The organism is Prosthecobacter sp. (assembly GCF_044378005.1).
Classification (GTDB): Bacteria; Verrucomicrobiota; Verrucomicrobiia; order Verrucomicrobiales; family Verrucomicrobiaceae; genus Prosthecobacter.
This window is the reverse complement of record NZ_JBILYB010000002.1, coordinates 78622-91607: the sequence shown is the minus strand read 5'-3', so window position 1 is coordinate 91607 and position 12986 is coordinate 78622. Positions and strand designations below refer to the sequence as shown.

Sequence of the window (12986 nt, the reverse complement as noted above, 5' to 3'; positions counted from 1 at the left end):
GATGCAGATTCAGGAGTCTCCTCAGCCCAGCTTCGCGCCGAGGCGCTTCAGCATGGCTTCGAGCATCTGACCATACTTGATGTAGCTGTCGTACTGCTCCTTGGCTTTTTGTTCGGGGGAGAGATCGTCGGCAGCGCCAGCACCGTGGAAGACGACGGCCACATGCGGCTCGATGCTGATGTAGCCCTCGTAACCAGTGTCCACGAGGTCCTTCATGATGCGCTCGGTCTGGCCTTCGCCTTCACCGGGGAAGGTATAGACGGCATCGTTCTTGGTCTTGTCCCAGATGCCGTCTTTGACGTGAACGTGAGCCATGAAGGGCTTCACGGCCTGATACATTTCCCAGGCGTCCTGCTTCTGGCCGGGGCGGTCGCGGTCATCGATGAAGACGGGGTTGCCGGTGTCGAAGACCCACTTCATGCCGGGCACGGCCTCGGTCATGCGCTTCACGTACGTGGGGCTCATGCCGCCCCAGTTCATGCAGTTTTCATGGACGACGGTGAGGCCGGCGTCGGCGAAGCGCTTGTTGATTTCGTTCATGCGGCGGATGCGCTCGGGGGCGAACTGCTCCTCCAGGTCTTTGCCATCGGCGTCCTTGCACACTGCGTAGCTCATGACGCGGATGAGCTTGGCACCCAGCCGCTGCATGCGCGGGATGGCACGGCTGATTTCGGCTTCGGTGATGCTGAAATCATCCGCGATCTTCTTGGCCCAGTTGCCAATGAGCGAGCCGAAGCCGCTGACCTTCATGCCTTTCTCTTCGAGGCGTGCCACGACCTTGTCGAAAGCCGCGTCGGGGATCTCATGCAGGTTCCCCTTCACGCCGTCGAACTCCACGCCACGGGATTCGATGCTGTCCCAACCAAGTTCCTGGTGGGCCTGGATTTGCACATCAAGAGGTGCGCCTGCTTCGTCGGAAATGCCGGTGAGTTTGATCATGGTTGGTAGGGGGTGGATGTCTCTGCTGCTGATAACAAGCACAGCATTTCGGGTCAAGTCATTGTGCCAGCTCACCTGAAGACCCGTTACCTTTTTTCAAAGATGGCTGATTGTTAAATCGAGTGGGTGGCCTATAAAAGGCGCGCCCAACACTCAACGCCCCCATGAAGATATTGCTCCACTCCATCCTCTGTCTCCTGGTCATCACATCCGCCGCATTGGCTGTGGTGCCACCCTCCTCCCACATCGGTGGTTACGAAGCCCTGCTGTATCAAACGGACGAAGCCACCGGCACTCCGGCTGGGTTTATCTCCCTCACCGTCGCCACCACGGGTAAACTGACCGGCAAGCTGACGACGGACGAAAACAAGACGTATCCTTTCACGGGCACTTTCGACTACGACGCAGGTTCAGACACGGCCACCACGACACCAGCTCTCATCACCATCGCTCGTGGCACACTGCCAGCCCTGAGTTTGTCTCTGGCACTGAAAAATAACGGTCAGACTCTGGAGGCAACCGTCACCGCCGCCGGTGTTCCAAATCGAGTCGCCACCACCGGGGTGAAACTCTCCCCCAAAACCAAGCTCGCCCCGGCAGACTGGGCAGGCAAATACACCCTCGCCTTCACCCCTTCTGGAACGGTCACCAGCGGTCCTGAGGGCTCCAGCTACGCAGGTGGCGTGGTGGATGCTGCTGGCACTCTGAAGATCGCTGGCAAGCTGGCGGACGGCACCACCCTCACGGGCACGCTGCTCCCCGATGCCAACCGCGGCTACCGCACCTACCTCAATGTGCTAAAACGCCCCGGCAGCTACTTTGCAGGCAAGATCAACCTCGTCGCCCGCGTCGGTGAACCCGGATTCCACGTCGTCACGGCCACAGCACCAGCGGCTGACTTCTTCTGGAACAAACCCGCGCTGGGAGCCACGAAGGACAAAGCTTACCCACTCGGCTTCGGTCCGCTGAAACTGCTGCTGACCATGGAGCCCTGGGTGCTGCCAGCCAAAGGTCAGACGCTTGCCAATCTGCTGGGCATCCTGACTCCCGATAATACCTTCCAGTTCGACTTCGATTTCTCAGGCGCTGGTCTGGATCTCGCCAAATACGCCGGGTTGCTTCCCAAGAAGCTCACGCTTGATGCGAAAAACCTGCTTGTTCCTGTTTATGGAGACGGCTTTTCCCCAACGACAGCAGCCCTTTGGGCCAAGATCTGGACTGGGAAGGTGGACCCACTCACAGGCATCTACACTGGCACGCTGACGCTTGAAGATCTCCTCGATCTCGATGGCGCTGGCAACAAACCAGCCGCCGTCATCAAACGCAAAGTCACCTTCCAAGGCGTACTCTTCAACACTCTGGATGCCCTCAAGCCCTTGGCCGCCGGTAATTTCCTCCTCCCACCTCTGAATGCCAAACTCGAAACCATCCTCGCTGGTGACATCGAACTTGGAGACGTTCTCGAAATCTTGGGTCTCGGCGCTCCAGACCCCAATGCCATCTTCCCCGGCATCCCCGGAAGCTACACCATGGTCCTCGACGCCGAACCCACCGATGCATCGCGTGACGCTGATGGCTCTGGTGGGGTGGTCTTCACCACTTTCATGAAGAACCTTCCAGCGGCGGGCTCCAATTCCACCTTCTCGATCACGCCCAACCTCGGGAGCCTGACATTCAATGGCAAGACTCTGCCACTGATCGCTGATGGCCGCCCGCTCCACCTGATCTACAGCAACGTCTATAGCTCCATCAAAGACAACGTAACCGTCACAGTGACTATCAGCCAAGTCACCGGACTCCCCAGCCATGTCTCACTGTTTTACACCCAAGTCTTGAGCGGCAAGGTTTTTGGAAGAACCGTCCCGGTGCCTGCCATCGCCGCGTATCCCAGCAATCAGCCTCCCGTGAAGGTGAAGTAAGCTTGGGAAGTACTCTTCAATCAAAAGCCCTCTGCTGATAATCAGCCTAGGGCTTTTTTCTTGGGCTCAAATCTGGCTCCAGAACACTCAGCGGAAATATCCCGTCACCTTCAGCTTCCGGCTGAAGAGCTTGTCTCCAGCGGCCACGAAAAGGAGGTCGTGATCTTTGCCGGCAAACTCGCAGCTCACCACCTTGCCATCAGCCACAGGCTTCGAGATCGTGCCCGCCAGACGCCCGGCGGGATCGAAGATCTGGATGCCGAGTTCCGTGGTGACAAAGACTCGCCCCATGGACTCCGTCGTCGCTCCATCACCTGCGGCAGACTCTTTGCCCACAGGCAGCCACATCGTCATGAAGGGCGCACCGCCGGTCAGCGTGCCATCGTCCTCGATCCGCCAGGCCCAGACGTGCTTCCCACCGTATTCGGAGGCGAAGAGCGTGCGTTCATCGGGAGAGATCGTGATGCCGTTTGGCTTCACCACGCGGCCCTGATCCACCACGACGTGCTTCTTGTCCTTCGTGATGAGATGGATCATCTGCGTGGGTGTCTCGGTGAAGTAAAGGTTCCCCTTCTTGCTCACCACGAGGTCATTGCACTTCACGCCCGTGAGCAGCACCTCCACCTCCCCCTTCATGGTGATGGCGATGATGCGCTGCTCCTTGTTGTGACAGGCGTAGAAGCGGCCATCCGGCCCGATTTGCAGACCGCTGATGCCAGGGAGGTTGTCCAAGAAAAGGTCCACCTTCCCCGTCGCGGCATCCCACTTGTAGATGCCCTTGCCCGCCTTCACGTCCGTGAAGAACAAGTTGCCAGCGGCATCGACACAGAGCCCGTCGGTGAAGGCATAACCAGAGGCCGCCTCCTTCCACGGTTCGGAGTCGATGAGATACTCGTGCAAGGAGGTGTCCTGGGCGGACACCGTTGTCAGTAGGGCGAGGGATAGGAGGAGGTGCTTCATGATCGAAAGTAAGTTTTGGGGTGGCAGTGGCTAGGATGACAGGATTAACAAGATGATAGGATTCACAGGATCAGTTGCCAGTTTATTCAGCTCATCATGAATCCAATCCTGTGAATCCTATCATCTTGTCAATCCTGTCAAAGATGTGCTCGAAGTCCGATGGATTCACTTCTTCCAGAGCCAGCGCAGCGTGTCCGGCAACAGGGCTGCGCCGTGTTTGCCGTTGTGGGTGCCTTCACCGAGCACGAACTGGTAATCGTAACCTGCGAACTTCAGCGCAGCCGCCATGTCCTGATTCGCCAGCGGCCAGTTGCCGAATTGATTGTCGAGATCGTTCCGACCATCCTGAAGAAAGACCTTGAGCGGTTTCTTGTCCGTCTTACGCACCAGAGCTGCATACACATGCCCGCCGCGGATGTTTGTGAAGCTGCCGATGTGGCTCACGACTTTGCGGAACTCATTCGGACGCTCCCAAGCCACGGTGAAAGCACAAATGCCGCCGCTGCTGTTGCCACAGATGGCGCGTTCATCGGGATTCGTCGTGAGATTGTAGTCCTTCGCCACGGCTGGCAGGATTTCCTCCATCAGGAAGCGCGCGTAGAGATCGCCCAGCGAGTCATACTCGAAGCTGCGATTGCTGCGCGGCTTGTCCTTCGGTTCACTCGTCGGGAAGACACCCGGCTGGATGAAGATGCCGATGGTCACCGGCATCTCGCCTTTGGCGATGAGATTGTCGAAGACGACCGGCGCGCGGAACTGCCCGTCGCGCTTCACAAAGCCTGCGCCATCGCAGAAGACCATCACGGCGGCGGGTTTGTCCTTCTTGTACTGCGCTGGCACATAGATCCACCAGTCACGCGTCGTGCCGGGGAAGATCTTGGAGTCCTTCCAGACTGGCATTTGGATCACCTCACCCTTGGGCACGTCTGCCTTTTCCTGGGAGTCCGGCCCGAGCACATACTGATCATCCTGGGCTGCCGCACGAAGCGGCTGATGGGCGATGGAACCAAGGGCGATGGCGGCAAGACAGAGGGAGAGTCGTTTCATGAGTGCGGTGGGCCAGACAAAACGCTCCCTGCCAGCACATGTTACAGGGCATCAGCCAGGGTTCGATTGGGTGAAAATTCTCGTTTGGAAAAGCCAATGCCTCGCCTAGTCTGGCAGCGGGTCGGCCGGAGTGGTCGCTCGTCGGTCCAGCTTCGGCTGGGCGCGGACGAGAGGAAAGTCCGGACACCGCAAGGCAGCGTGCCGCGCGCAAGCGTTGGAGGTTCTGGGGCAACCCAGGGCAATGGAAAGTGTCACAGAAAACAAACCGCCCTTCGTAGCTCGTAAGAGCGAAGAAGGGTAAGGGTGAAAAGGCGGGGTAAGAGCCCACCGCTCCGACAGTAATGAAGGAGGCATGACAAACCCCACGCGGTGCAAGACAGAACAGGAGAAACGGCCCGCCTGGCCGCAAGTCCCCGCAAGGGGATGGATAGCTCCGGGTAATAGTCGCATCCTGCGCAAGCAGGAGACGGCTCCGCGAGGAGTCGCCAGATAAATGACCACGCCGGAGGCCGAAAGGCCGAGGGCACAAAATCCGGCTTATGAAGGCCGACCCACTTTTCCCCTTTCTCATCGCCAACGGTGAAACGCCCAGCCCCCGCCGCCAAACCTCCGCCACTGCCCGATGACCCGCTCTCGGCGGCCTTCCTTGAGTTCATGGAAGTGGAGCGGCGCTCCTCACCCCGCACGCTGGAGAACTACGACCACGCGCTCAGCGAGTTCCGCCGACGTCACAAAGGCTTCACCACCTGGCAGGACCTCACCGCCGATGACTTCCGCCAGTATCTCTTCGAGCAAATGAAGCGCGACCTCGGCCGGGCGACCATCCGGCTGCACTTCGCCGCCCTGCGCTCCTTTTTCAAATGGCTCACCCGCCGCCAGGGCTGGAAGACGAATCCACTGCTCGATGTGCAGCTCCCAAAGCAGGAGAAAAAACTCCCCGTCGTGCTCACCCTCACTCAGGTGGATGACATGCTCTCCCTGCCGATGAAGCTGCCCAAGAGCCCGCGCTCCCCTGCCTGGGGACCCGAGCGCGATGCCGCCATCCTGGAACTCTTTTACTCCACCGGCATGAGGTTGGCCGAGCTGGCATCCATCAATGTCGAAGACGTCGATGCCTACAGCGACACCATCCGCGTCATCGGCAAAGGGCGCAAAGAGCGGCTCCTCCCCGTGGGCAGCCCCGCCATGGTGGCCATCCAGCGCTACCGACAAAAAGCCAGCGTCCACAGCGGCCCCCTCTTCCTCAGCAAACTGCGCAAACGCATCACCAACCAGGCCATCGCCGATGTCGTGGACAAATACTGGAAAGCCAGCGGCATGCCCATCCACGTCACCCCGCACAAACTTCGCCACAGCTTCGCCACCCATCTGCTGAACAACGGCGCCGACCTCCGCAGCGTGCAGGAGCTGCTCGGCCACGCCAGCCTCAGCACCACGCAGATCTACACCCACGTCTCCACCCAGCGCATGAAGGAAGTTTATGAGGCCGCGCATCCGCGGGCTTGAGTAGAACGACTTTTCAAGTCGTACACTGGTGCGGCGAGATTGCATCTCGCCCGTTTCTTCCCCCGAATTGGAAACTCGTTCTACTCTCCCCCTCGCTGCTTTTTGGCCTCCGCGCCTTACTTGCCCAGCACCTTGCGCAGCACGGGCTCGAAGATGTCGGCCTGACGCATGAAGCCGAGATCGCTCGCGTGGGAGGCATCGGTGGCACCTTCGGTGTCGTCGCCGTAGAGACTATCGCCGGGGATGTAGGACAGGCCTTTGACGCCTTCTTTGATCAGCGTGTCATAGGCGGCCTTCAGAGCGGCGTGATTGTCGGTGTGGAACTGATGCTTGGCAGGGGTGATCCAGTCATTCGTGAAACGACGATCCTCGACGAGCACGATCGGGGTCTCCGGCTTCGCGGCGCGGAGCTGCTTCACGAGTGGCACACACTTCGCGCTCACATCCGCAGGCTGCATGTTGGGCAGGCAGTCGATGACATAAGCGGCGGCATCGATCTGGATGAGATACTCGCCGACGGCCTTGTCCATGCGGCCATTGCCGGAGAAACCGAGATTCACCACCGGCATGTCCAGCCTGCGACCCAAGATCCCCGTGTGAACCATGCCCGGACGACTGGCGCAGGCGCCATGCGTGATGCTGGTGCCGTAAAAGACGACCGGCTTCGCACGCGGAGCCAGACCTTCGAACTTGCTGCCCTTCGCCACACCGATCTTCAGGAACTCGGCCCCATTGTAGAGCGGCAGATAGGCCGCGTATTCACGCTCGCCAGGGGCCAGACCTTTGATGACCTCCGCCTTCACTTCCTGCGTGGCGGGCCGAGTCACCTGCACCCACTTCCATTTCCCATCCTTGTCCCGAGCATAGAGATCCACGCCGCTCACCCCCGTGGGAGGCATGTGCGGCATCCCAAGATTGGACTTCATCACCTTGTAATGCACATGGATGGCCGGGGCGTCTGTCTTGAAGCGAACCATCATGCCCGCGCTGTCACGGCTCAGGCTCCACACGGCTGGCGTCACTTTGCCCTCGGCACTGGCTGGCAGACGATCAAACCAGCGCTTCCGCTCCTGATCCGGCAGGATGCGCCCCTCGATTCCCCATTGCGTCACATCATGCCAGTCGAGGTTTTCAGCCGCCGCCTTGTTCACCCCCATCGCAGGATCGAGCTTCGAAACATCCGGCGCTTTTTGCGCGAAGGAGGCACTGGCTAAGGCGAGGAAAAGAAGACTGTGGAGGCAATGAATATAAGACATGGGAATGAGATGACTTGAACGCGCTCAGCCCGGCAGTTTGATCATCGGCCAGTCAACGCCCCGCCACTCCAGAGCGCCATCAAATGGCGAGTGCAATCCCTGGCAGCCATGGTGCGTGGGCACAAATGCTAGGGCTACTCGGCCTTTTTGTCCTTCTTCTTTTTCTTCTTCCCGGTCGCCGTTGTGGTTGGCAGCCACTTGGATAGCTCGGCCTTCACCGCAGCGTGCTCGGACTGGTTGGCGAGATTGCTCCACTCATGCGGATTGGCCTGGTCGTCGTAGAGTTCCTCGCCACCGCCGGCGTAGCGGATGTAGCGCCAGCGGTCCGTGTGCACGGCGTGATTGCCATCGTGCATGGTGCTGATGGCCGGACGATCCCATGCGGCCTGCGGATCGGCCAGCAGCGGCTTCAGGCTCACACCTTCGAGATGTGGCGGTAGCGGCACGCCGCTCAGATCACACAGCGTGGGATAGATGCCGAGGAAATCGACCGGTCGGGCGCACACACCGCCAGCCTTTGTCACACCCGGCACACGCCAGATCATCGGTGCCCGCGTGGCCTCCTCCCAGAGCGTGGATTTGCGCCAGTGCTCCTTCTCTCCGTGATGCCAGCCGTGATCACTCCATAGCACGACGAGAGTGTTGTCCTTGTATGGTGACTTATCCAAGGCAACGAGCACGCGCCCGATCTGCGCATCGGTGAAGGCGATGCACGCCAGATAGGCCTGCACGTATTCGCGATGCTTTTGGTGATCGCGTTTTGGCAAACTCGCCCGGTTTGGCCATCTCGACCGCCTCGGGCGGCACATCAGCGAGGTCATCACACGGCCAATCGCATCGTCCATGCGCTTGCCCATCGCGAGGCGTGCATCGCGGTCTTTGTTACCGGTGTTGAACTTCGCGATTTCGTCCTCCGGTGCCTGCAACGGTGCATGAACCGCGTTGAAGGCTAGGTAAGCGAAAAACGGCCCCGCCTTGTGCTTCGTGATGAAAGCCGCCGTCTCCTCGCCGAGTCGATCGGTAAGGTAACCTGTCTCCTTCACCACCTCCGTGCCGCGATATATCGGATCATTCGGGTCATCGAGTTTGAAGTAGTCATGCGCCCCGCGGCCGAGAAAGCCGAACACCTCATCAAATCCGCGCAGGGCCGGACTCCAGGCCAAATCCGGCCCCAAATGCCATTTGCCAAACTGCCCCGTCGCATAGCCGGCGGGCTTCAAATACTGCGGGAAGAGCTTTTCGCTCATCGGCACCCCGCTGCCTGCCTCACCGCCGGTGTAGAGCCCCAGCATCAGCCCCGCCCGCGTCGGCGAGCACACATGCCCCGTCACATAACCCTGCCGACAAATCACGCCCTGCTTCGCCAGCGAATCGAGATTCGGCGTCACGATCTCTTTCGGATGCTGCGGGTTAAACGTCAAATCCGCATACCCGAGGTCATCGGCGACGATCACGACGATGTTGGGTTTGTCAGTCGCGTAAAGCGAAGCGCTGAGGGCGAAGAGAAAAACAAGGAGTCTCATGGTCGCGCTGAAACGTCAGTCTTCAGCGAAACTTCAAGAGAATGGAGAGGCTGCGATGTCATTTGCCAATGCGTTCGCGGCTGATGCTGCTCTCACGAGCCGACCCTGACATGCCGAGCCCACAGCGCTCCCGCAGCTTTCGGGTCTTCGAGAGCACTGGCGTGGTTTTGCATGTCGAGATCGAGTCCTGTGGCGGATCAAATCTTCATCACCAGGGTTCCAGCGGCTTCTTTGGTCTTCGGCTCCAAGCCTTTGTCTTCTTGGGAAGTCGGTTCTCCGGGGTTCACTTTGATGGTGTGCTTGCCTTGGGCATAGACACGGGGCTGGAAGCGGTGGCCGCGAACACGCACGGTGTAGAGGATGTCGCCGGTGGATTCTTCAATGACTTGCACGACGGGGTTCTCAGCGCCTTCGATGACGAGCTCAGGCAGCCAGCCGGCCACGTGGCGACCATCGTTGGCATCTTGAGAGATGGTGATGGGCCAGCCGGGGAACTGCGCCTTGTCACCCTCAGCAACTTTGGCGAAGCGGGGCCAGCACTCGAAGGTGGTCTGGCGGGTCGTTTTATTGAAACGGATGAGGCCGTATCCATCGGCGCGCTGCTTTTCGTCCTGCATGTCTTCCGGGTTCGCATAGGCGAGCATGCTGATGCGATTGCCGAGGCCGTCTTTGAAGTCACCGGTCCAGGGCAAGGGACTGCCGGGCACGGGATTCGGGCCTGCTTTCTCATCCAGCGGATGCCACCAGCGCCCATAGATCGTATTGACCAGCGCGGGGCTGGTGAAGCTGTAAGGGCCGTCACCAAACTGCTCGATGCCATGACGCACGACGACCGCGAGGTGCTGATCGCCGCACAGATGCGGTGCCCAGGCACGTCGAATTTCCACGAGGGCGCGATTGCGGCCTGCCTGGGGCCAGCCATTGCAATCGAGGTCGGCGAGAAGGCGCTTGTCCACGCCGCCGTGCATGTGGACGGCACCGCAGAATGCGGTGGCGGAGAGCACGCACTTCATCTCCGCGCCCTTGCTGTAGTCCTGGCCCCACTCGTGGAGGAATTTTTCCTGCCGCTTGCCCAAAAGCTCCAGTCCGGGCAAATCGATGCTTTTGGGGTCGTAAGCAGGATCATTGATGTGATCGGGTCGCGGCCCCATCTGCGGGATTTTGCCAGCCGGGCCGCTTTTGAACTTCCTGTCTTCGAGAATCGCGAAGTCGATGCCGCCCACCAGCATCCGCGTGAAATAGACGCGCACATCGCGAGTCACTGGCTCGGGGTCATACGCATCCGGCAGATGCCAGCTCTGCTGACGCTGCACCTGGTTCACATACGCCACCGGATAGCGGAAGCCGCCATCCGCATCGCCCTCGATGCTGGATTGCTTGCCGCTCTCGCCCCAGAGATTGCCATGGCCGACATCGTGGTCATCCGGGATGCAGACCGTGGGCCGGTCGCGCATGATGTCGCGGAACTGGAGGCCAAACTCGATCCAGCCCGCCGTGTGCTCGGTGTGGCGATAAGTCTGGTCGCCGCCAAAGAAAAGCACGTCGGGATCTTGAGCGCGGAGATTGTCGATGATCTCCGTGCGCGGCCCGATGGTGCGGCTGGAGTTGCAGCTCATGTTGGCCACCACGATCACCTCTTTGTCCACGGGATCGCGACGGATGAGTCCTTCAAACATGGCCTTCTCACCATGACGCACGCGGTAGGGCACATTCTTCGAGCCATCCCAACCCTCGACGCGGAAATGCGCATCCCAGCCTGGATAGAGCACTTCGCTTTTCGCGATCTCTTTCCAGTCCTCACCCTCGTGATTTACTTCGAGCCGAGCCATGCGCTCCTCGCCCGGCATCAGCGGGAAAAGCTGCGCACTCATTTTCAGCACACCATTCTGCTGCGTGTATTGCGCGAAGCACACCACCTCATCACGCGGCACGTTCATCGACGGAGCAGGAGGTGGCCCGCCCTTGCCTTTGCCCTTCTTCGGATTCGCAGAGGCTTGAGCCGCCTTCGTCCACCACTCACCCGTCGTGAGCGATTCGAGAGTCGGAAAAGCATCGCCAAAAGGCATCGCCTCATCGGCTGCCTGGCTGGAATGAGAGACAAGCAGCAGCGGAGCCGCTTGCAGGAGACGACGTCGGGATAGTTTCATGGGTTTGGGTTCGGACTCAATGAGGTGCGGTTTTAGCGGCGAACACGGTTCTGGAGTTCTCCACGCGAGTCGAAATGCTCAAGGACAACTTCATCAACCATCGACGGGTGCGCTTCATGGCTACTTGAGGCTGTCGTAGACCTTGCGGATCATCTCGGGATCGATCTGGCCGCGTTCGGCCTTCTCGCGGTATTCTTTTCCCATCTGCTTGATCTGGGCCATGGCCTTGCGGAGGCGTTTCTTGTCGATCTCGTTCTCCTGGGCTTCGGGTTCGTCGTGTTTCGGCAGGTAAGCGCGCAGTTCATCCACGATGGGCTTCAGCTTGGCATCCGTGATCAGATTGCGACGCTCCATCGGGTCGCTCTGATGATCGTAGAACTCCTCCGTGCCGTCCGCATAACGCGTGTAGCGATGCGTGGCCGAGCGCACGGAGTGATTCTGAAATCCCATCGTCGTGAGCGTGGGCGGGCCATACTCCGAAGGTGCTTTTTGCCATCCGGCAAAGCTGCGACCATCCAGGCCTTCCTTGGTGGGCAAGCCGCACAGCTCCACCAGCGTCGGGTAGAGATCGAGAAGGTTCACAATGCGGTTCGATTTGATTCCCTTCTCCGAGATGCCGGGCACGCGGATGATCAGCGGCACGCGTGTGGATTCCTGCCAGAGATCGGTTTTGCGATAGCGGAGCTTTTCACCCAGGAACCATCCGTGATCACCGCACACGACCACGAGGGTGTTTTCCGCGTAGCGACTCTTCGCCAGCTTGTCGAGCACCACACCGACACAGTGATCCGCATACGAGCACGCGGCAAGATAGGCCTGCGTGATTTGCTTGAACTGGTTCGCTTGCTGCACCCGCAGGAAATCCTCCGTCGGGCCAAACTTCTTCTTCCCGCGCGGCGTGAGGATGTCGTCGAGGTCATCGGCCACGATCTCCGCCACCTGCACCAGATCGAGCGGATGCATGTCAAAGAACTCCTGCGGCACATGAAACGGCAGATGCGGCTTCGAGATGCCCACGGCCATGAAGAAGGGCTTGCCTTTGAAATCGCGATCCAACTGCTGCGCGGCCCATTCGCAGGTGAGGTAGTCGCTCGTTTCCTTCGTCGTGGTGACCGTCGGCCCCCAATCGAACTCCTTGGCCTCGGCGTTCGACTTCTGACCATCGAGCATCGGCAACTTGTTCAGAGGCAGGTCGGCTTTGTCGAGGCCATCGCCGCCGGCGTTCGGCTCCCACTCGTCAAAGGCCCACTGGCCTTCATCCATGCCGATCCAGCTCGGATGCTTGTGGAAGATTTTGCCTCTCGAAAGCGAGTGGTAGCCGTTCTGCGAGAAATACTGCGGCAAGGTGACCGCCTTCGCCGCGATGGGCGATGACTTCAGGTTGTTGCCATTGCCATACACGCCGGAGGTGGACGGACGCAGCCCCGTGAGCATCGCCGAGCGCGACGCACAGCACACCGAGCCCGGACAATACGCCTGCAAGAACACCGTGCCGCCCGCTTGATTCGCCAGCCGGTCCATGTTCGGCGTCTTCGCCTGCGGATGCCCGCCAAAGACGCCGACCCAGTCGTTCAGGTCATCGATCTCGATGAAGAGCACATTGAGTTTGCTCGCAGGAGTCTCCGCTGCGCAAAGAACACCGCAGAGCGCGATGAAGAGGATGGTAATGAGTTTCATTGGGGTGAGATC

Annotated in this window: 9 protein-coding genes and 1 other RNA gene; 3 read left to right on the top strand and 7 right to left on the bottom strand. The window is 59.8% G+C overall.

Going from position 1 to position 12986, the window contains the following annotated elements; translation table 11 throughout:
- Positions 1–21: 21 nt before the first annotated feature.
- The gene (locus AC6FTP_RS00965) at positions 22–939 is read right to left on the bottom strand and encodes a sugar phosphate isomerase/epimerase family protein (RefSeq protein WP_497205027.1); all 918 of its coding nucleotides are present in this window, start codon (positions 937–939) and stop codon (positions 22–24) included.
- Between the two features lie 164 nt (positions 940–1103).
- Between AC6FTP_RS00965 and AC6FTP_RS00960 the strand changes: the two genes are divergently transcribed.
- The gene (locus AC6FTP_RS00960; RefSeq protein WP_497205026.1) at positions 1104–2858 is read left to right on the top strand and encodes a hypothetical protein; all 1755 of its coding nucleotides are present in this window, start codon (positions 1104–1106) and stop codon (positions 2856–2858) included.
- An 87-nt stretch (positions 2859–2945) separates the two neighbouring features.
- Here the strand turns inward: AC6FTP_RS00960 and AC6FTP_RS00955 are convergent, their stop codons facing one another.
- Together AC6FTP_RS00955 and AC6FTP_RS00950 are read right to left on the bottom strand one after the other, a co-directional pair.
- Positions 2946–3818, bottom strand: coding sequence for an SMP-30/gluconolactonase/LRE family protein (locus AC6FTP_RS00955; protein WP_497205025.1), 873 nt, complete (start codon positions 3816–3818; stop codon positions 2946–2948).
- A gap of 165 nt (positions 3819–3983) precedes the next feature.
- Positions 3984–4865, bottom strand: a complete 882-nt coding sequence (locus AC6FTP_RS00950) for an alpha/beta hydrolase (protein ID WP_497205024.1) — start codon at positions 4863–4865, stop codon at positions 3984–3986.
- Between the two features lie 117 nt (positions 4866–4982).
- Between AC6FTP_RS00950 and rnpB the strand changes: the two genes are divergently transcribed.
- An RNA gene (rnpB, locus tag AC6FTP_RS00945) (RNase P RNA component class A) lies at positions 4983–5423 on the top strand.
- Between the two features lie 21 nt (positions 5424–5444).
- Entirely contained in the window at positions 5445–6371 is a 927-nt protein-coding gene (gene xerA / locus AC6FTP_RS00940; RefSeq protein ID WP_497205023.1) for a site-specific tyrosine recombinase/integron integrase, read from the top strand.
- A 116-nt stretch (positions 6372–6487) separates the two neighbouring features.
- On the opposite strand, the gene AC6FTP_RS00935 is transcribed toward xerA, so the two are convergent.
- From AC6FTP_RS00935 to AC6FTP_RS00920, 4 genes are all read right to left on the bottom strand, one after another.
- Complete coding sequence (locus AC6FTP_RS00935; RefSeq protein ID WP_497205022.1) at positions 6488–7627, bottom strand: SGNH/GDSL hydrolase family protein; 1140 nt, start codon at positions 7625–7627, stop codon at positions 6488–6490.
- Positions 7628–7761: 134 nt separating this feature from the next.
- A complete protein-coding gene (locus AC6FTP_RS00930) occupies positions 7762–9150 on the bottom strand; it encodes a sulfatase family protein (protein WP_497205021.1) in 1389 nt (462 codons plus the stop codon).
- Positions 9151–9347: 197 nt separating this feature from the next.
- Entirely contained in the window at positions 9348–11297 is a 1950-nt protein-coding gene (locus AC6FTP_RS00925) for a metallophosphoesterase family protein (RefSeq protein ID WP_497205020.1), read from the bottom strand.
- A 120-nt stretch (positions 11298–11417) separates the two neighbouring features.
- Positions 11418–12974, bottom strand: coding sequence for a sulfatase (locus AC6FTP_RS00920; protein WP_497205019.1), 1557 nt, complete (start codon positions 12972–12974; stop codon positions 11418–11420).
- Positions 12975–12986 lie beyond the last annotated feature (12 nt).